Annotated in this window: 16 protein-coding genes and 1 riboswitch; of the genes, 6 read left to right on the forward strand and 10 right to left on the reverse strand. The window is 39.7% G+C overall.

Annotated elements, in window-relative coordinates; all coding sequences use genetic code 11:
• Window positions 1-13: 13 nt before the first annotated feature.
• From recC to rppH, 9 genes are all read right to left on the reverse strand, one after another.
• Window positions 14-3,397 (reverse strand): exodeoxyribonuclease V subunit gamma, encoded by a 3,384-nt coding sequence (recC, locus tag BTA34_RS13395; RefSeq protein ID WP_151435996.1) that lies wholly within the window; start codon window positions 3,395-3,397, stop codon window positions 14-16.
• Window positions 3,398-3,412: 15 nt separating this feature from the next.
• Entirely contained in the window at window positions 3,413-3,754 is a 342-nt protein-coding gene (locus BTA34_RS13400; protein WP_265576089.1) for a hypothetical protein, read from the reverse strand.
• Complete coding sequence (locus tag BTA34_RS13405; RefSeq protein ID WP_151435997.1) at window positions 3,742-4,203, reverse strand: DUF2509 family protein; 462 nt, start codon at window positions 4,201-4,203, stop codon at window positions 3,742-3,744. The genes BTA34_RS13400 and BTA34_RS13405 overlap by 13 nt, the downstream gene beginning before the upstream one ends.
• On the reverse strand, window positions 4,200-4,844 hold the full coding sequence (locus BTA34_RS13410; protein WP_151435998.1) for a prepilin peptidase-dependent protein: 645 nt from the start codon (window positions 4,842-4,844) through the stop codon (window positions 4,200-4,202). The genes BTA34_RS13405 and BTA34_RS13410 overlap by 4 nt, the downstream gene beginning before the upstream one ends.
• A complete protein-coding gene (locus BTA34_RS13415; protein ID WP_265576090.1) occupies window positions 4,838-5,347 on the reverse strand; it encodes a potassium:proton antiporter in 510 nt (169 codons plus the stop codon). Before BTA34_RS13415 ends, BTA34_RS13410 begins: the two co-directional genes overlap by 7 nt.
• A 183-nt stretch (window positions 5,348-5,530) precedes the next feature.
• Complete coding sequence (locus BTA34_RS13420) at window positions 5,531-6,382, reverse strand: thymidylate synthase (protein ID WP_151435999.1); 852 nt, start codon at window positions 6,380-6,382, stop codon at window positions 5,531-5,533.
• Between the two features lie 45 nt (window positions 6,383-6,427).
• Window positions 6,428-7,318, reverse strand: a complete 891-nt coding sequence (gene lgt / locus BTA34_RS13425; protein ID WP_151436000.1) for a prolipoprotein diacylglyceryl transferase — start codon at window positions 7,316-7,318, stop codon at window positions 6,428-6,430.
• Window positions 7,319-7,397: 79 nt separating this feature from the next.
• Window positions 7,398-9,644, reverse strand: coding sequence for a phosphoenolpyruvate--protein phosphotransferase (gene ptsP, locus BTA34_RS13430; protein ID WP_151436001.1), 2,247 nt, complete (start codon window positions 9,642-9,644; stop codon window positions 7,398-7,400).
• An 8-nt stretch (window positions 9,645-9,652) separates the two neighbouring features.
• Entirely contained in the window at window positions 9,653-10,183 is a 531-nt protein-coding gene (rppH, locus tag BTA34_RS13435) for an RNA pyrophosphohydrolase (RefSeq protein ID WP_036934096.1), read from the reverse strand.
• A 112-nt stretch (window positions 10,184-10,295) separates the two neighbouring features.
• Window positions 10,296-10,387, forward strand: a riboswitch (TPP riboswitch).
• Between the two features lie 106 nt (window positions 10,388-10,493).
• Between rppH and thiB the strand changes: the two genes are divergently transcribed.
• The 6 genes from thiB to rluA all read left to right on the forward strand — a co-directional run bounded on the left by thiB (window position 10,494) and on the right by rluA (window position 19,980).
• Complete coding sequence (gene thiB, locus BTA34_RS13440; RefSeq protein ID WP_151436775.1) at window positions 10,494-11,465, forward strand: thiamine ABC transporter substrate binding subunit; 972 nt, start codon at window positions 10,494-10,496, stop codon at window positions 11,463-11,465.
• The gene (gene thiP, locus BTA34_RS13445; protein ID WP_151436002.1) at window positions 11,465-13,045 is read left to right on the forward strand and encodes a thiamine/thiamine pyrophosphate ABC transporter permease ThiP; all 1,581 of its coding nucleotides are present in this window, start codon (window positions 11,465-11,467) and stop codon (window positions 13,043-13,045) included. The genes thiB and thiP overlap by 1 nt, the downstream gene beginning before the upstream one ends.
• The gene (gene thiQ / locus BTA34_RS13450) at window positions 13,038-13,739 is read left to right on the forward strand and encodes a thiamine ABC transporter ATP-binding protein ThiQ (RefSeq protein ID WP_151436003.1); all 702 of its coding nucleotides are present in this window, start codon (window positions 13,038-13,040) and stop codon (window positions 13,737-13,739) included. The genes thiP and thiQ overlap by 8 nt, the downstream gene beginning before the upstream one ends.
• A gap of 91 nt (window positions 13,740-13,830) precedes the next feature.
• A complete protein-coding gene (locus tag BTA34_RS13455) occupies window positions 13,831-16,182 on the forward strand; it encodes a DNA polymerase II (RefSeq protein WP_151436004.1) in 2,352 nt (783 codons plus the stop codon).
• A gap of 185 nt (window positions 16,183-16,367) precedes the next feature.
• Window positions 16,368-19,271 (forward strand): RNA polymerase-associated protein RapA, encoded by a 2,904-nt coding sequence (gene rapA, locus BTA34_RS13460; RefSeq protein WP_151436005.1) that lies wholly within the window; start codon window positions 16,368-16,370, stop codon window positions 19,269-19,271.
• 55 nt (window positions 19,272-19,326) lie between these two features.
• Complete coding sequence (gene rluA, locus BTA34_RS13465; protein WP_151436006.1) at window positions 19,327-19,980, forward strand: bifunctional tRNA pseudouridine(32) synthase/23S rRNA pseudouridine(746) synthase RluA; 654 nt, start codon at window positions 19,327-19,329, stop codon at window positions 19,978-19,980.
• Between the two features lie 243 nt (window positions 19,981-20,223).
• Here rluA and djlA read toward each other — a convergent pair whose 3' ends face one another.
• On the reverse strand, window positions 20,224-21,024 hold the full coding sequence (djlA, locus tag BTA34_RS13470; RefSeq protein ID WP_023582748.1) for a co-chaperone DjlA: 801 nt from the start codon (window positions 21,022-21,024) through the stop codon (window positions 20,224-20,226).
• Between the last annotated feature and the right edge of the window lie 291 nt (window positions 21,025-21,315).

Genomic DNA, 21,315 nt, shown 5'->3' on the forward strand with positions numbered 1-21,315 from the left:
GATATGAGCTCCCTTATTTTTTTAGAAATGGAATTATTGGTTTAAATATGGTTAATGCCGTCTGTTTGACCGTTTGTAAAAAAGGCTCGTCTAATTGAGAGAAAGCACGCTGAACATACATGTCGTTCATTTCACCATCTCGATTATAGCTATCCGTTAAATGTTGCATCAGTACTAATTCTGCTTTTTCAAGGGTCTCTTCATCATCAAGTAAAAACTCTTGTGATTTTTTATCATAGCAAGCTTGTAACCAAGCCCAACCACTTTTCGCAAATAGCGCTAATGGGCTATTTAACCCTTGTTTATAGTCACTGATTAACTTGTCTAATGTTGAATAGGCAACTTCAGGATCAACGGGTAATAAACACCATTGAGTCTCTTTTCTGCCGTAGAATCGGCTCTCGCCTGTTCCCTCTTTTAAACAATAAACTAGGTGCTCAATCCACAGCTGCAATAAGTCATTAGCTGTTAAGCTGGCAGGTCGCCAACGTAATAAACCATCAGCTTGTACCTCATTTAAACGACCAATCAATGGCATTGCACTAAAGCTTTGCTCTAATGTGACAGAATGTGTGGCTAATCGTTCACTTCTTATCTTTTCAGCTAAAGGAAGTAACTCTTCTATTTGCTGCTCCCAATAAATTTGACCAAATGCACTGGCAGGAAGTTGTCCTGCGGCTTTGATACGCTCAAACAAAGCTTCTGTTGAGGTTTGATCAATTAATGCTTTTAATAACCATTGATTTAATAGATAACGCTGAAGGGCATTTATCACAAATGGCTCTTCTTCAGGTAATTCTGTTTCTTCGATAACAAAGTTTGTTTTTAATCTTTGTTGGAAGAATGCACGAATAGGATGTCGATAAAAACGTGCAAGCGCATCAACAGAGACTTTATCTATTGTGTCATCGTCATTAAGTGGCTCGGTAAAACTTTGATGAACCTCACCTTGTCCACTAGCCGCAGGCAACCATTCAGAGGCATAAGAACGGAAGGAAGCGTCTATTCGGAAGTTTTCTTGAGCAAAAGGAACACGGCTATGTTGTGTTAATAAATGCTGATTTATACGAGTCGCGCTGTCATCAACATTGAGTTCACCATCCTCCGGCAAACGGAAATTTTGTCCAATATAATCTTGTAACTCTTTGATTAAGACTGATGGATTACATTCTCGATCGTCACGTATCGATTTTCCGATATAACTGATATAAAGGTATTTTTCAGCTGAGCTAAGTGCTTCAAGAAATAAATAGCGGTCATCATCACGACGTTTTCTATCACCACGACGGCGTTTTTCTGCCATTAAATCAAACCCTAGCGGCTGAATATTACGAGGATAAATACCATCGTTCATACCTAATAAACACACTGCTTTAAAAGGAATGGAGCGCATAGGCATTAATGTACAAAAATTAACGCTACCGGCTAAAAAACGCTGACTGATTTTTTCATCATCGAACCGTACTGTTAATTCATCACGAATAAGGACTAGCGGAATTTCATTTTGATATTGCGCTTTCAATCCATTTTCAATCACTTTTTGCCATTGTTGGATAATAAGCGCTAACACTAATTCCGTTTCTTCATCAGACTCAAAAAAGGCATCAACTAATTGTTGTCCAACTTCTAGCCATGCTTCTAATGAACGCGTTTCGCTCAAACGTGTACGCCAATCACTTAATGTATAAAGAAAATCAGCGAGATGCCCTGCAAGCTCCGCAACTAATCCACTGGATTCATCGTAAGGAAGCACACCTTTCCAAGGACCATTTTCGCTTTCCATCGCATAGCCAAGCAACATGCGCAGTAAGCCAAATTCCCATGTATTTTTGCCCGTGATTGGTAATAAGAATGAAGCCACATTTTCATCATCTAATCCCCAGCGTATGCCTGACTCATCAACCCAACGACGTAGTAACTTTAGTTCATTTTCAAAAATAGAAAAATGCCCTGCTAAAGCAGGTACTTCAAGCAGTGCCAACACTTGTTCGGCAGTAAAACGACTTTGAGGAAGCTCTAGCAATGTAATAAAAGCCTGTAATACAGGGTGCGCTTGACGAGCTTTTCTATCTGAAATAGCAAAAGGAAGATAACGTTCTGAAGGCGCATTACCAAACACAGCTTGAATATAAGGTGTATAGCTATCGATATCCGCAACCATCACGATAATATCACGCGGTAATAATTCAGGATCTTGCTCTAGCAAATGCAGCAATTGATCTTGTAACACTTCCACTTCGCGCTGTGGGCTATGGCTGGCATGAAAAGTCAGTGAGTGATCATCTGGCGAAATGACTCGTTTATTTTCACTATATTCATAAGTTTCAAGTGTTGTACCTAATTGTGAAAAATCTTCTAAATCAAGGATGTCCGCTTGCAATTGATGAAGTAAATTATCTCTTGGGATCTCAACAAACGCATCTAACACATCGGTATATTCAAGTTCAGAGAGGAAATAAAGATTATCTTTACCCAATTTTCCCCATGACGCTAATAGCGGATTACCGATATTTTGCTCGCCATCATCATTAAATAACGAAGACGCATTTTTTTCGTCTTTAAACCATGGTAATTCATGTAATTGCTTATAATGGCGTGGTTTTCTGCTATTAAGACGAGAGAGAAATTTAGGATCTTGAATATCTCCCCAATAGTAACGGCAAGGATTGGTAAAGAGTAAATAAATCTCGGTATGACGCCCTATCGCTTGTAATGCCTGTAAATAAACTTGAGGTAGCGCTGAAATCCCACAAATAAAAATACGGGGAGGAAAACAGTGTTGAAGCTCCCCTTCTTTTGCATTATTCAATGTCGAAATAAATTGCTGATAAAGATTAGAACGGTGCCATTGAGGTTGATTAAGATCTTTTGTGTATTGCTGTAATGCCACCCACAATATTTTTTGCCAGTGTTGATTTTCACTCAACCCTTCGATTAGCTCATCTTTTTCCCACGAAGCTAACCAATCTGAACGATAAACTAAATATTGGTCAAATAAGTCAGCTACACGCCCTGCTAACTGATGAAGTTTACGTTTATCTTCATCATCATCAAGGTAATGCAGTAAGGGTTTAAATTCTTCATGAGGCAAAAATTCGGGCAGCAATGCCATTAATTTCCATGTCATGGCATCTTTAGAAAAAGCGCTTTCTTTAGGTATACCTGATAATACCCGAGTAAACATTTCCCAAATAAAAGTTGCTGGTAATGGGTAACGGATATTAGCAGCAATACCCAAACTTTCGGCAAGCTGGATTTGCAGCCACTGAGACATTCCGGGGCTTTGTACAAGGATCACTTCTTGTTCAAAAGGAGAAGAAAGTGGTCTGGTCTGCATAAAGTGCACCATAAGTGACTTTAGCAATGACAACTGATTTGAGTGATATATATGAAACATCAGATCCTCATCTTATTAATAGCATGACCAGTAATACAGCTTTATTTCGGGTAATACATTATTGGCAACATAACCTTCTATTTGCTGACAACCTTCAGACTGTAAAAGTGAACGCGTCATTATTTTAGGGTTAGATGCGAAATAATCAGGGGATTTATCGGACATTTGTTCAAATAAAACAAAAAGTTCCTGCCCTGCCTGCTGAATTTGAATTAACTGCTGAAAATCAGCTTTTAATGATTGACTATACCCTATAATAGCGACAAAACTAATATTAAAAAACAGCAATATAAACATTGCGTTAAGTAAAATAGAGCCACTTTCTGATTTATTTTGAATATTATCTATAACACACACTCCTTATGCACTAAGGGGCAATAATCTAGCCATCCATTTGGATGTGCAACAATGGATTTATTTTTGTCATTCAAAAAATCAACCCATTGATAATGATATATTTTATAACTATTTACACTTTCTGCCTGTCCTTGCAACAAACCCTTTTCTAACGAAATCAAAAATAAACAGCTTTTTATTTTAGGATTTGCATGAAAATAACGGCATTGCCATTTATTTAGCTGTGGCGATAAAATTTCCCAATTCTGTTTTATTCCCCACACCAAGGCAGATTCAGCAAATAAAAAAGCCTGTCGAGCTTGTAACTCTTGCATCACTATTTGTTGAGACTGTCTGTAATGATAAGCAAAATTTCCAATTGCCGATAAACTCATAACAATAAACCCTATTACGACAAGTAAACTTGCAAATCCTTGCTCATTTTTATTGTGAATTGTATTAATACTCATAACCTGGTCACATTCCTTAGCCTAATGTCATTCTTATAATGCAATTTGATAGCAGGGGATTGTTTTAAATGAAATTTTAAAGAAACCGAAAGATAAAAAAATGGTTTCTTGTTGATAAGATGTTGCCTTGAATAAGGGCGTAAAATAAATTCAGTCACTTCAATCTCATGACTTTCGAAGAATCGTTGCCATCCTGAAGAAGTACAATTTTTTACTCCTCTTAATTGTTCTAGTTGTCCATTTTTAAGACGATATCCAAAATAATCACTTTCTTTTGAAGAGGGAGCATCCCAGCGACCATTGCCATTTACGTCATAAGCAAAAATAATGCAGCTATTTTTTTCTTGATAAGAATACTGTCCTATTTTTAATGGTGAAATATGCAACGCTTTTGGCTGCGATACATTGGCGCAATCATCATGACAATATCCCGTTCGCCTTAGTTGTGTTTCTAGCACCAATAACCTTTCTCTTAAAAAGATATCTAATTGATGCTGTTGGTAAGAATGGATCAATGTGTTCATGATTTGAGGAAAAGCCCAACTGATAGATAGAAATAAAATCCCACTTATCGCGATAGCAAAGAGGCATTCCATCAACATCATGCCAGATGAAAATGAAAATATTGACCGCTTTAACATGGCGAGAATGCCTTAATTTTCTGGCTACATGCTCTTATTCTGCCTAAAGATGAAATCACAATTTTCACTTCACCCTCTGAACTTTGAAGCACAAAACTCATTGGTCTTAAGGTTTGACGAGTCCCTCCAAACGTAAAATTTGAAACTGTTGACGGCTTAAGTTGAACACCAGAAGCTAATTGAAAAATAGTTTGTTTTTCAGGTAAATGCTGTAGAGATAACGGGATCGCGATGAGTTTATTACTGGGCGATAAATGAAACGATATTTTAATTTTTATATTAAACAATAGCGCTTGTTGTCGCTGATAAGAAAGAAAAGCAATCGTTTCACGTACACTATGTATCAATTGACGTTGGTGAGTAAATTGCTGATAGGTGGTGATTGATAAGTAGCTTAAAATCGAGGCGATCATCATGACAATAAGCATTTCAAGTAGGCTTATTCCAAATTCGCTCTCTTGCTGATGCACCCTACTTAGGCTTATATCCATGTTATTGTTCATTTATTCCTCCTTTTTAACCTACTGAGAGAATGCAGACAAAACATCTAACGGTAAATAAAGGAAAGTGCTTTTTTCGAACAACAACGCAATAACCGTATTTTCAGAATAAACACGAAAAAAGGTTATAGAAATAAAAAAGCCCCTGTTTATCACTAAACAGAGGCTTTAAAACACAAAGGAAAATCAAACCGTAAATGGATATTTTATCGCTTCATGGCATTGATAACCTTCAACAGTAAAATCATCCGTTGTTACCCATGTTTCGATATCTTCCAACGTTTTTATCTTTGGATTGATATGTAATGTTGGTAACGGCAATGGCTCTCTTTTTAACTGCACATCACGCATTAGAGGTAATTGATTTTCATAGATATGTGCATTGATTATCTTATGAAATGCTTTACCCGGCTTATGCCCTGTAATTTGAGCCACCAGCGCTAATAAAACAAAGCACTGAATTTGGTTAAAGTTCAAACCTAGTGGTACATCACAACTGCGCTGATAAGAGGTTAAATAAAGCGTATCACCGACTAATGAAAATGTGTGTGTATGCATGCAAGGGCGTAAACATCCCAGTTCCGTTTCACCCGGATTATAGAACGTTACGATCTCACCACGATCATCGATACCTTTAGTCAGGTTATCTACCACTTTACGCAGTTGATCAAAATGAGAACCATCAGGGCGTTGCCATTGGCGTCCTTGAACGCCATATACACGCCCCATATCGTCTTCACCTTTACGATGAGGATTGTTTAACCATGCGTCATTTTCATTTGCATTGGCATTCCATGTATTACAGCCAATTTCACGAAATTGAGCGGCATTGTCATAGCCACGTAAATACCCTAACAGTTCTGCAATGGCCGCTTTATAAAAACTTTTTCGTGTTGTTATTAGCGGAAATTGGTTACTCGCAACATCATATTCCAGATCGGCATTAATCACCGTTAAACAACGGGTTCCTGTCCGTTTATTATCAATCCATTGCCCTTCATCGATAATGCGTTGACACAATGCCAGATACTGCTTCATGTTGTCTCTCTTGTAATTAGCTAATAATAAAAAATTTATCTCACACTATTTGTGAGTAGGTGTTGGATTTTGTGGCGTCTTTTTATCTTGACGATAAGCCCATACCATAAAAATAATACCCAACAAAATCATTGGAATTGAAAGTATTTGCCCCATACTCACACCACCAAATAATCCTAACTGTGCATCTGGTTGACGGAAGAATTCAACAATAATACGGAATGCACCATAACCAATCAGGAATAAACCCGACACACTTCCGACAGGACGATTTTTACGCACAAAAATATTCAGAATAATAAATAACACCACACCTTCTAACAGCATTTCATAAAGCTGAGAGGGGTGACGAGGTAAAACACCATATTCTTGAATAATAGGCAGTAACGTTGTTGGATCTTGGGCAACAAGTTGGAGATCTTCAGAACGAGAACTTGGGAATAAAATGGCCCAAGGCGTATCTAATGTGACACGTCCCCATAATTCGCCATTGATAAAGTTACCAATACGACCTAACCCTAATCCAAATGGAATTAACGGCGCAACAAAGTCCGCCACTTGGAAAAATTTACGTTTAGTGCGTTTAGCAAACCAAATCATCGCACAAATAACCCCAATTAAACCGCCATGGAACGACATTCCGCCATCCCATACTTTAAAGAGGTAAAGAGGATCATTTAGAAAAACAGGTAGATTATAGAATAAAACATAACCTAAACGGCCACCAATAAACACACCAACAAAACCGACATAAAGTAATGTTTCAACTTCATTTTTATTCCAACCACTATTCGGTTTTGCAGCTCGACGATTTGCAAGCCATAAGGCAAAGACAAATCCAACTAAATACATCATACCATACCAGTGTAATGACACCGGGCCGATAGAAAACATAACGGGATCAATCTCTGGAAATTTAAGGTAGCTTATACTCATTATTCCCTACTTCACTTAATTAATAATTTCTGTGCTGGTTATTTATTACCAACATAGAAAAGGCTTATACGAAGGTTTACTAAATACCTCCGCGAATTAATCCACCTAATCCTTGCCGTTCCATAAATTCAGAAGACAATTTTTTGATCCCTATTGTCGTTTCAGCTTGCAACACCTGTTGCATAAAAGGCTGTAACATCACAGGATCAAGATGGCGCAATAAGTATTTTACCCTAGGTAAACTACGACCACTCATGCTTAACTGCCTAAAACCTAGCCCTATTAACAGCAATGCCCCTATTGGCGTACCCGCCATTTCACCACAAACACTCACTGGCAATTGATAATATTGGCATTGTGTTGCAATCAAATGCAGTGAACGCAATAGCGCAGGATGCAAATTATCATAGAGTAATGCTACATGGGTATTATTACGATCGACGGCAAGCAAATATTGAGTCAGATCGTTGGTTCCAACAGAGATAAAATCAACCCGACTCGCCAACTGTGACAGCATAAACACCAATGAAGGTACTTCAAGCATAATACCCAGCGGAGGTGGAACACATTCACATTTTAGCTCTCGACTCACTTCATCACATGCTCGTAGCAGCAATGTTCTTGCTTCGTCAATTTCATCAATACTTGTCACCATCGGCAACAAAATTTTCAAATTTTTAAATTCGAGATTTGCTTTTAGCATTGCACGTAGCTGAATAAGGAATATTTCAGGTTGATCAAGCAATATTCTTATTCCTCGCCAACCTAAGCAGGGATTTTCCTCATTAATTGGCATATAAGGAAGTTGCTTATCAGCACCAATGTCTAAAGCACGTAATACAACTGGTTTATCAGGGAAAAAAGAGAGTATTTCACGGTAGCGATTTTTCTGTTCATCTTCTGACGGAAAACCGCTTTGTAGCATAAACGGAATTTCGGTGCGATATAAACCAACGCCATCTATTCCCACACTAATGCGTTGCTCATACTTTATGTTTAATCCCGCATTCAGTTGAACGCTGACTGCCTCGCCATTTTTTAAAACTGCTTGCTGTTCAAGCTGCTCTTCTGCAATTTGGCTTAATACGCTCTCTTCATCAATAATTTGTTTATATTCTTGAGTAATAAAAGGCTCTGGCTCAATAAATATTTCACCACGATAACCATCAAGAATAAGCATGCGATTATGCAAAAGCTCAGGTTGAATATCTGCCCCCATAATCGCAGGTATTCCCATCGCTCTAACAAGAATGGCAGAATGTGAGTGAGTTGCGCCATCTCGAACAATGACACCAGCAAGTTGTTGCTCTGGTAATTCCGCCAATAAACTTGCACTTAATTCATCAGCAACCAAAATAAAACGCTCTGGCCAAATATTAGTTGAGCTGAGATCATCATCTAGATGAAATAATAAACGACGCCCTAATGCTTTAAGATCAGAGGCTCTCTCTCGCATATAACCATCTTTTAGGCTAGAAAATTGGGCGGCGACTTTCTCAACCACCACTTTAACCGCCCATTCCGCAACATATCCCTGTGTAATGATTGCGGTCATTTTATGTTTAAGCTGTGGATCATTGAGTAAATGCGAATAGAGATCAAATATGGCGGCACTCTCTTTTTGCGCATTTGCCATAAAGCGCTTACTAAAGCGGCGACATTCTGCGGTAGCATCTTCTAAAGCTATCGTAAGTCGATTTAATTCTGCCTTTATATCAAGAGCACTGGCTTTAAAGACATTTTCAAGGATAGGTTGAGAGACTTCTTGCCAACCATAAGCCATTACCACACCAGTCGAAACCGAAAGTGCTTTAATACGGCTTTGGCGATATTGCCCAAAAAGCCCTTTAGTTTGGACTTGCGATAATGTGGCACCAAGCTGTGTCGCCAGCGTCACCATAAAAGATTCTTCGCTTTCATTAAATAAGCGACGCTCTTTTTGCTGAACGACTAATACACCTAGGAGTTGGCGACGATAGACAATAGGAACGCCAAGGAAAGCACGGAGATCATCTTCTTTAACTTGAGGAAGGTATTTAAAGCTAGGATGTTCGCGAATATCAGCAAGGTTGATAAGCTCTGAAAGACGCCCCACTTCACCAACAACGCCTTCATCAAATGAAAGGCTAACGGCTCTACCTCTAGGTTTTTTTAACCCTTTGGTCGCCATAAGATAAAAACAACTACGTTGTTTATCGGCAAGATAAATAGAACACACATCCGTGTGCATTGCCTGACACGTTTCCTTGACTAAGAGTTCAAGTGCTTCTGGAAGCCCTGCTGCCATAGCTACTTTTTCTACTATTTCTCGCAAACGTGTCAGCATAGTGTTATCTAATACCTTTTACGCCGATATCCATACGATGGACGAGGTAAAGACACTTGTTCTTGCAATGGCATGACTACAGGTGCGAACTCTTTCATTACACGTCGATAAACATCACGTTTAAAAGAGACGACTTGTCTAACAGGATACCAGTAGCTCACCCAACGCCAGCCATCAAATTCTGGCGTTTTGCTTTGTTGAACATTAATGTCTTTATCATTACTTGTTAACTGCAAAAGGAACCAACGCTGTTTTTGTCCAATACAAACAGGTTTTGTGTCCCAACGCACCAAACGCTTAGGTAACTTGTAACGTAACCAGTTACGTGTGGAGGCAAGAATTTTAACATCCTTGCGACTTAACCCAACTTCTTCGAACAACTCTCGGTACATTGCCTGCTCTGGCGATTCTCCAGGATTAATTCCCCCTTGAGGAAACTGCCATGAATGTTGCCCATAGCGACGAGCCCAAAGCACTTGCCCTTGCCGATTACAAATTACAATCCCTACATTCGGGCGGTAGCCATCATCATCGATCACTAGACTACCTCAATAACCAAATTTGAAAGATAACTCATTGTTTCATACTACCCACAAACGGTAAACCTCTATCAACAGACTTTGCACAACGCGCGTATTTATCTACAATGGGAAAGTCTCAACGGGGTGCCTTTTTCGGCTGAGAAAAACTCGTGGAACCTGATCCAGCTAATACTGGCGTAGGGATTTGAGTCAGGATGTTGCAATATTCATTGGTTTGCCATCCTCACTCCTCAGATCCTACCTGACTTTTACTGAGGAACTAAACGTGTTAACTAAATCACTTCGCTTTACTTTCTTTCTGGGCGCTATGGGCATTATGAGCACTTTTTCAGCTCAAGCTTTAGCACAAAAACCCACACTTACTGTTTACACTTATGATTCATTTACCGCAGATTGGGGACCAGGGCCTGCAATAAAAAAAGCGTTTGAGCAACAATGTGATTGCGAACTAAAACTTGTCGCTCTTTCTGATGGTGTTTCTCTGCTTAATCGCTTACGTATGGAAGGTAATAAAAGTAAGGCAGATATTATTTTAGGATTAGATAACAATCTGATCCACGCAGCAAAAGAAACCGGGCTTTTCGCACCAAGTCATATCGATACATCCAAACTTACCTTACCTGAAAAATGGACTGATGATACCTTTGTGCCTTATGACTACGGTTATTTTGCTTTTATCTATGATAAAAACCGCATTGCTAATCCTCCAAAAAGTATGGCTGATCTGCTAAATAGCAAAGAAAAGTGGAAGATTTTGTATCAAGATCCTCGCACCAGCACACCGGGTTTGGGTTTAATGCTATGGATGCAGTCACTTTATCCTGAAAATACGGCCACTGAATGGAAAAAATTATCAGAGAAAACGCTGACAGTGACGAAAGGTTGGAGTGAATCTTATGGCTTATTCTTAAAAGGCGAAGGTGATTTTGTACTTAGTTACACATCATCTCCGGGTTATCACATTTTAGCGGATAAAAAAGATAACTATGCAGCGGCAATTTTCGATGAAGGGCATTACTTACAAGTCGAAGTCGCAGCAAAATTGAAATCGAGCAAACAACCTGAATTAGCTCAACAATTTATGCAATTTATGTTAACCCCTGCATTCCAAGAGACTATACCTACTACCAATTGGATGTATCCTGTTATAGATATGCCATTACCTGACGTCTATTCCGTGATGCCTAAACCCGAAAAATCATTGCAATTCGATGCAGATGTTGTCGCAAAAGAGCGCCAAACATGGACTCGTAATTGGCAAGCTGCGGTTAGTCGCTAATGGGAAGATGGCTTATCCCGGGGCTATGTGCCTCGGGTTTACTGCTTATTGTTGCGTTATTGTCATTTGGTGCATTGTGGTTTAACGCACCAAGTGGTGAGCTGTCCTCAATTTTTGCTGATGAATATTTATGGCATGTCGTCCGCTTTACTTTCTGGCAAGCCTTTTTATCTGCACTATTTTCGATATTACCGGCTATTTGGCTCGCAAAAGCACTCTATCGACGCCAATTTAAAGGGCGAACACTGTTTTTACGCCTATGCGCCATGAGCCTTGTATTACCTGTTCTAGTTGCACTTTTTGGTATTTTAACGGTTTATGGCAGAGTGGGATGGATTGCTCAAATTTGTGAATGGCTAGGGATCGACTACCAATTTACGCCTTATGGTTTGCAGGGTATTTTACTGGCACATATTTTCTTTAATATGCCATTAGCAACCCGAATGCTATTGCAAGCTCTTGAAAGTATCTCATCAGAGCAACGCCAATTAGCCTCACAATTAGGCATGAATGGCTGGCAACGTTTCCGCTTCCTCGAATTTCCTTATTTATGGCGTCAAATACTCCCCACTGCATCGCTAATTTTTATGCTCTGCTTTGCAAGCTTTGCTACTGTGTTGGCATTAGGCGGAGGTCCCGCTGCAACAACAGTTGAACTCGCAATTTATCAAGCATTAAGTTATGACTATGATTTACATCGTGCGGCACTTCTAGCGTTGATCCAACTCTTTTGTTGTTTAGGCTTAGTGCTTATCAGTCAAAAGCTAAAAGGTTCCCTTTTTGTAGGAAACAGCCAAAAGCTGCATTGGCGTGATCCCTATGATCCAATATTTAGCAAAATAACCGATGGTCTAATTATCATCCTTGCGATCCTCTTTTTAGTGCCACCCATTTTAGCCGTGATCACTGATGGTCTGAATAGCCAATTTCTACGTGTTATTCAACAACCTGTACTTTGGCAAGCTTTTACAACCTCACTGATTATTGCTATTGGTGCGGGTATTGTTTGCGTTGTATTAACGATGATGTTGTTATGGAGTAGTCGAGAACTTCGCTTACGCCATTTTAAAAAAGCAGGACAAGCCATGGAAATGAGTGGTTTGATTATTTTGGCGATGCCGGGAATTGTGTTGGCAACAGGCTTTTTCCTTCTATTCAATAATACGATTGGATTACCCGAATCACCGTATGTTTTAGTCATTTTAACCAACGCATTAATTGCCATTCCGTATGCATTAAAAGTACTCGAAAATCCGATGAATGATATCGCTTCACGTTATGGTCTTTTATGCCAATCGCTTAATTTACAAGGTATAAATCGACTGCGTTGGATAGAATTACGCGCATTGAAAAAGCCGATTTCACAAGCCCTTGCTTTTGCTTGTGTGATTTCTATTGGTGATTTCGGTATTGTGGCTCTTTTTGGTAATGAAACCTTTAGAACCTTACCTTTCTATCTTTATCAGCAAATTGGCGCTTATCACACACAAGATGGTGCCGTGACCGCCATGATATTATTGCTACTTTGCTTCACTCTTTTTAGCCTAATAGAACGATTGGCAGGAAAATCTCATGATTAAATTAGAGCATCTTGCTTACACTTATGAACACCAACATCTCTTATTTAATTTAACCGTTAATACGGGAGAGCGTATCGCCGTATTAGGTCCCAGTGGCGCAGGAAAAAGCACATTACTCAGTTTAATTGCTGGTTTTTTACCATCAGAAAAAGGAAGCCTGTTTCTTAATGGTCAAGATCATACAAAAACAGTACCAGCAAAACGTCCTATTTCCATGTTATTTCAAGATAACAATCTATTTCCTCATTTAACTGTCAGGCAAAATATTGGCTTAGGGTTAAATCCGGGATTAAAACTGACTGACGCGCAAAAAGTACTCTTAGAGGATCGCGCTAAACAAGTGGCTCTCAGTGAATATCTTGAACGCTTACCTTCTCAATTATCAGGAGGACAACGTCAACGTATCGCAATTGCGCGTTGCTTGGTACGCGAACAACCGATTTTATTACTCGATGAGCCTTTCTCTGCCCTTGATCCTGCGTTACGCATTGAAATGCTGGCACTACTTGAGCAACTTTGTGATGAAAAAGCGTTAACCTTATTGATGGTTTCTCATAGCTTAGAAGATGCTGCAAAAATTGCCTCAAGAGCGATTGTGATTGATAACGGTATGATTGTGTATGATGGTAATACGCAATCATTAATAAATGGCGAAGTGGATCAATCACTTATTTTAGGTATTCCGTTTAATTAATCTCAACCAAAATTAACTGTATAAATAACCACTATATTGACTATAATAAACACATCTTTAGTGAATTATTTGTGTTTATTGGGTGCTCATAATGGGTCATACGGAACAAGGCTTTATTCTTACTCGCCACTGGAGCGACACCCCAAAAGGTATTGTCGTCTCTTATTGGCTGGCGACAGATAATGGCTCTCATAAAGTAACTGTTCCTATGCAACGCGCTATCGGTTTTGTTGCCCGCCAACATGAAACTGTTTTACGCTCACTCGTTGGTAAAAATCCTGATATTGAAATTCGCCCTCTCGATTTAAAAGATTTCGAAAGACAACCCGTTTTTGGTGTTTATTGCAAACAATACCGCCAACTTGTTCAACTTGAGCAACAACTTAAAGAGCATCATATTCGCCTTTATGAAGCAGATATCCGCCCTCATGAACGCTATATGATGGAGCGCTTTATCACCGCACCTGTCTGGTTTCGTTATCAACAAAATAATATTGCTACATTAAAACCAGCGCCTGATTATCGCCCAATGCTTCGAACTGTTTCTTTGGATATTGAAACCAGTGAATTTGGTGAACTTTACTCCATTGGGCTTGCAGGTTGTGGTGATAATGTGGTGTTTATGCTGACTGATGAGTTACCCGCAGAATGTGAAAGCCAACAACCCCAAGGCTATCGCTTATGTTATGTCAGTAGCCGATTGCGTTTAATTGAAAAACTGAATGAGTGGATACAACATCACGATCCTGATGCGATTATTGGTTGGAATTTAATTCAATTCGATCTGCGTATTTTGTACACTCACGCCCAACGGTATGGCATCAGTCTATTATTAGGTCGTCAAAATAGCCCATTAGAATGGCGAGAGCATGGATTTAAAAAAGGTCACTTTTTTGCTTCAGCTCAAGGTCGTTTAATTATCGATGGGATCGATGCTTTGAAAATGGCGACATGGAATTTTCCCTCTTTTAGTCTCGAATCTGTTGCTCAAACACTGTTAGGTGAAGGTAAAGCCATTGATACACCTTACGCCAGAATGGATGAAATTAATCGGCGCTTTAAAGAAGATAAACCCGCACTGGCTTATTATAATTGGCAAGATTGTGTCTTAGTAAATCGTATCTTTGATGCGACATCTCTTATGGCGTTCTTATTAGAAAGAGCCTGTGTTACTGGGCTTTCCGTTGATAGAAGCGGTGGCTCGGTGGCAGCTTTTACCCACCTCTATTTACCCTCAATGCATCGCATTGGATATGTCGCGCCTAATCAAGGTGAAAAGCCTGAAGAACATAGCCCTGGGGGTTTTGTGATGGATTCGGCTCCCGGTTTATATGATTCTGTTGTTGTGCTTGATTACAAAAGCCTTTATCCCTCTATTATTCGTACTTTTCTAATCGATCCCGTAGGAATGATTGAAGGAATGCACCAACCTGATGAAAAGTTTTCTATTTCTGGATTTCGCCAAGCGCGATTTTCGCGAGAACAGCACTGTTTACCCGCGATTGTGTCACAAATTTGGCATGAAAGAGACAATGCCAAATTACATAAAAATGCCCCGCTCTCTCAAGCTCTCAAAATTATTATGAATGCTTTTTATGGTGTTTTAGGCTCTGTGGGGTGTCGCTTTTTTGATCCTCGTCTAGCGTCTTCCATTACGCTACGAGGTCATGAAATTATGAAAAAAACACGAGAATTAATTGAGGCCCAAGGTTATCAAGTTATTTATGGCGATACGGATTCAACCTTTGTTTGGCTAAAATCACCTCACACAGAACAACAAGCACAACAAATTGGGTATCAATTAGTACAAGAGGTAAATCAATGGTGGAAAACACATCTCTTTGAAAACTATCAACTAGATTGTAAATTAGAACTAGAATACGAAACCCATTATCGTCGCTTTTTAATGCCCACTATCCGAGGTATGGAAACGGGTAGCAAGAAGCGCTATGCCGGACTCAGTAATGATAAAATGGTATTTAAGGGGTTAGAAACCGTCAGAACAGATTGGACGCCCCTTGCTCAAAAATTCCAACAAGAGCTTTATACACGTATTTTTCATCAGCAACCTTATCAGCAGTTTATTCGTGATTATGTCGCGGATACGCTTGCGGGAAAATATGATGAGAGATTGGTGTATCGTAAACGGTTACGTCGAAAATTATCAGAATATCAGCACCACGTTCCCCCTCATGTCAAAGCAGCACGCAAGGCGGATGAATATAATTTATCCCAAAATAGACCTCAACAATATCAGCAAGGCGGTTGGATTAGTTATATAATTACCCTCTTGGGGCCTGAGCCATTAGAGCACATTACCACTGCACCTGATTATGAGCACTATATCAATAAGCAGTTAATGCCTATTGCAGACGCAATCCTACCTTTTATACAAGATGATTTTTCAACCTTGTTAAATGGGCAAATGACACTCTCATTTTAAGTTGTGTCATTTTGCAGGTGACGGTTTGCTTTGCATCTATTAACATAACGCCCCTTTGGAGATAATTAGCTTTTCTTTGTTCAAAGAATAAGCACTGTTTATCCCACAGATTTTAATGACAACACCGCAATACTGCATTCATTAATAATTCCTAAATTATATATTTGAGAGCTGAGTTTATATATATGCCTTTTACTCTTGGTCAACGTTGGATTAGCGATACTGAAAGCGAGCTTGGACTGGGTACTGTTGTGGCAATTGATGCCCGCATGGTTACCTTACTTTTTCCTGCCTGTGGCGAAAACCGCCTTTACTCCCGTCATGATGCACCAATAACGCGGGTGATGTTCAATGCAGGGGATACTGTCACCAGTCACGAAGGCTGGAAACTCGCTATCGATAACGTTGTAGAAGATAACGGCCTACTTATCTACCATGGTGTACGTTTAGACACTGAAGAGCCTACACAATTACGTGAAGTGTTCTTAGATAACAAACTCACTTTTAATAAGCCTCAAGATCGTCTTTTTGCCGGTCAAATCGACCGTATGGATCGCTTTGCATTACGCTACCGCGCTCGTAAGTTTATGAGCGAGCAGTTTAAGCAAGCACAAAGTGGTTTACGTGGTATTCGCGCAAGCCTTATTCCTCATCAGCTTTATATCGCTAATGAAGTGGGTAAACGTCATAACCCTCGCGTATTATTAGCTGATGAAGTTGGTTTAGGTAAAACGATTGAAGCCGGTATGATTATCCACCAGCAATTAATGGATGGTCGTGCTGAGCGCGTATTGATTATTGTGCCTGAAAGCTTACAACATCAGTGGTTAGTTGAAATGTTACGCCGTTTCAATCTGCGTTTTTCACTGTTTGATGATAGCCGTTATAGCGAATCTTTATTAGATAGCGATAATCCATTTGAAACAGAACAGATGATCATCTGCTCTTTAGATTTTGTGCGTAAAAACAAACAACGTTTTGAACACTTGGTTGAAGCAACATGGGATATGTTAGTTGTCGATGAAGCACATCACCTTGTTTGGAGTGAAGATGCGCCAAGTCGTGAATATCAAGTGATTGAAGAGTTAGCGGAATCTATTCCTTCTGTATTGCTATTAACTGCAACCCCAGAGCAGTTAGGCCAAGAAAGTCACTTTGCTCGTTTACGTCTGCTTGATCCAAGCCGTTTCCATGACTACAACGAATTTATTAATGAGCAACAAAAATATCGCCCTGTTGCCGATGCTGTCACTATTTTGCTATCAGAAGATGATTTAAATACCGAACAACAAAATATCATCAGTGAAATGATCAGCGAGCAAGATGTAGAACCATTACTGAAAGCGGCAAATACCCAAGGTGAAGAGCGTACTAAATCTCGCCAAGAACTTATCCATATGTTAATGGACAGACATGGAACGGGCCGTTTGTTATTCCGTAACACACGTTCTGGTGTTAAAGGTTTCCCAAATCGCTTACTTCACGCGATAAAAATGCCACTGCCAACACAATATCAAACCGCAATTAAAGTGGCTGAAATTATGGCAGCGAAAAAGAGCCTTGAAGTTCGTGCAAAAGAAATGCTCTACCCTGAACGTATTTACCAAGAATTCGAAGGTGAAAACGCAACATGGTGGAACTTTGACCCTCGTGTTGAATGGCTACTGGGTTTCTTAACTGCCAATCGTAATGAAAAAGTACTGGTAATTTGTGCTCAAGCAGCAACAGCACTGCAATTAGAACAAGTTTTACGTGAGCGCGAAGGTATCCGTGCGGCAGTCTTCCACGAAGGTATGTCATTACTTGAACGCGATCGTGCGGCGGCTTATTTCGCTTCTGAAGAAGAAGGCGCACAAGTTCTGCTATGTTCAGAAATCGGCTCTGAAGGACGTAACTTCCAGTTTGCGAATCAACTGGTTATGTTTGATCTGCCATTTAACCCTGATTTACTAGAACAACGTATTGGTCGTCTCGATCGAATTGGTCAAAATCGCGACATTGATATTAGTATTCCTTATCTTGAAGGTACGGCTCAATCCGTCTTATTGCGCTGGTATCACGAAGGCTTAGATGCCTTTGAGCATACTTGTCCAACAGGTCGTACTATTTATGACAGCAAATATGATGCACTTGTTAACTATCTTGCTCAGCCTAATGAATTAGCAGACTTTGATGAGTTTATTGCCGCTTGTCGTAAACAGCATGATGAAATGAAGCTCAAACTTGAGCAAGGTCGCGACCGTTTGTTAGAAATGCATTCTAACGGGGGTGAAGTGGGCGTTGAATTAGCAGGTGAGATTGCAGCGCAAGATAACGATCCTGAGTTAGTGAACTTTGCACTGAACTTGTTTGATATCGTTGGTATTAATCAAGAAGATCGCAGTGATAGCTTAATTATTTTAACGCCATCCGATCATATGTTAGTGCCTGATTTCCCAGGATTACCGCAAGATGGTTGCACTATCACATTTGATAGAGAACAAGCACTATCTCGTGAAGATACTCAATTTATCAGTTGGGAACATCCAATTATCCGTAATGGCTTAGATTTAATTTTATCGGGCGATACAGGAAGTTGTGCCGTTTCTTTATTAAAAAATAAAGCATTACCAGTGGGAACACTGTTAGTCGAACTGATTTACGTGGTAGAAGCACAAGCGCCTAAACATCTTCATTTAAGCCGTTTCTTACCTGCAACACCAGTTCGCTTATTACTTGATCTAAAAGGTAATAACCTTGCTTCCCAAGTTGAGTTTGAAAGCTTTAACCGTCAATTAAATGCTGTTAATCGTCATACTTCGAGCAAACTGGTCAATGCGGTACAAAATGAAGTTCACCATGTACTTAAAGCCTCTGAACCGTTAATGGAAGTTGAAGCGAAAGGGCTTATCCAAACAGCAAAAGAAGAAGCCGATCGCGTGCTGACTCATGAATTGTCACGCTTAGAAGCTTTACGTGCGGTAAACCCAAATATTCGTGATGATGAAGTCGAATCAATTGAAAATGAACGCACTCATATTCTTAACCATTTAGATGAAGCAACGTGGCGTTTAGATTCAATTCGCCTTATTGTTGTTACCCACCAATAATCACCGTTAAAGCGGGGAGTATTTTACTCCCCGTTGTTTTGATGAGATATCCACCATGATGGAAGTGTATAACCCGCCGACAGATCCTTGGTTACATGTTTTATATCAAGATGAGCATATTATTGCCGTCAATAAACCCAGCGGATTACTGTCAGTACCGGGCAAAGCGCCAGAGCACAACGACAGTATTATGTCGCGCATTAAAGCAGAATTTCCTAATGCTGAGTGTGTGCATCGCCTTGATATGGCAACCAGTGGCGTTATTGTTGTTGCACTAAATAAAGAAGCAGAGCGTGAATTAAAGCGCCAGTTTCGTGAGCGTGAACCCAAAAAAACCTATATCGCACGCGTTTGGGGGCATATCGAAAAAGAAGAAGGATTGGTTGATTTACCTTTGATTTGTGATTGGCCTAATCGACCAAAACAAAAAGTCTGTCATGAAACAGGGAAAGTGGCACAAACTTTTTATGAAGTGTTGGAATATGAAGAGAATGCGACAAGAGTGAAGCTTTCACCAATAACTGGGCGTTCACATCAATTGCGGGTACATATGTTAGCGTTGGGGCATCCTATTTTAGGGGATCGCTTTTATGCACATCCACAGGCAAGAGCGATGGCACCTCGCCTGCAGTTACATGCTCAGGAATTATTTATTACGCATCCTGCTTTCCGATCCCCGATACATTTTGAATGCTTTGCCGATTTTTAGTGTCTTATGACACTAAAACAGTCACTGAACTCAATGAAGCAAGGAGCAGGCAAAGCGCTAATCCCATAACCCCAACAAGAACACGGACGTTTGACATGGATATAGTTCCTTTTTTAAGAGAAGAGAGAATGAAACAATTAAATTTCACTTATATTTTACCGTGATAAATAATAAACTCAACTCAGTCTAAGTTATCTCTATCACGGAATAATTCTCTCTTTTCTCATCTTCTTTTACAAGATGTTAACGAAATCCTTTTTCTTTTTTAATCAAATCGTAAGCAACTTGTATAGACTGTGCTTTTTGTTTTGCAATTTCCATCATTTCTGGCGGTAAACCTTTTGCTACAAGTTTATCCGGATGATGTTCTCCCATTAATTTTCTATAAGCTCTTTTTATGGTTTTAACATCATCATTCTCATCGACACCAAGTACCTTACACGCATCAGAGAGCGTAGGACCTTGAGGTTGGGGCTGATAACCCTGCCCATTTTGATAATGAAAATTCTGACCAGCCTGCATCATTGCTAATATATGTTCAAAATGCGCGCGAGAAAAACCGAGTTCATCGATAATGATAAACAACATTTTTCTTTCATTTGGATGCAGTTGACCATCCGCAAAAGCAGCTTGTAATTGGATTTCCAGAAACATCTGAAGTAAGTCACGGCGTCCAACACAAATTTGCCGAACACGTTGCAATGTGGCTCTTAATGGAAAATCAGGTGATTTACCTTCTCTAAAAGCTTGTTGCGCGGCTTGGCGACCAACACCATGCAGATTCATGCGATCCATTAATTCGCTGGCAAGAGAGATATCCGTTTGAGTCACTCGCCCTTTTGATTTTGTCAGGTGGCCTAAAACTTGAAAGGTTGCAGCAAAGAAAAAAGCTTGTCTATCACGCGTATAGCGCCCACCACTTCCTAATTTACTTCGTTGCATGTCATAGAGGTGCCCAAGAAAAACACCAATAACAATGCCCCAAAAGCCTATTCCTGCAAAACTACCAATGGTAAGACCTAATAATTTTCCCCAATAGCGCATAGACTCCTCAAATCTTCAATGCTCTGACTGCAATTTTGCATTATCATACTATTCATTTGCTTGCACACCTAACACCAAGCAACCTCTAAATAGACTTTTTCTTAAAATGAAGAGATTTACTGTTTCTCTTTGGACAGAGGTAATGCTGTTTTCGTTTAAATTGTGTTAAAGTAAAACGAGTGACCAAACGAATAACTTTAGCTTTGTTATACAGCACGAAATACCGCATCAGCGCGGTGTTTTTTTGTTTCTAATAAGGCTATAACTCTATTTCAACACAGAAACATCGAA

It is taken from the genome of Proteus sp. CD3, from assembly GCF_008808075.1.
Taxonomy (GTDB): Bacteria; Pseudomonadota; Gammaproteobacteria; order Enterobacterales; family Enterobacteriaceae; genus Proteus; species Proteus appendicitidis.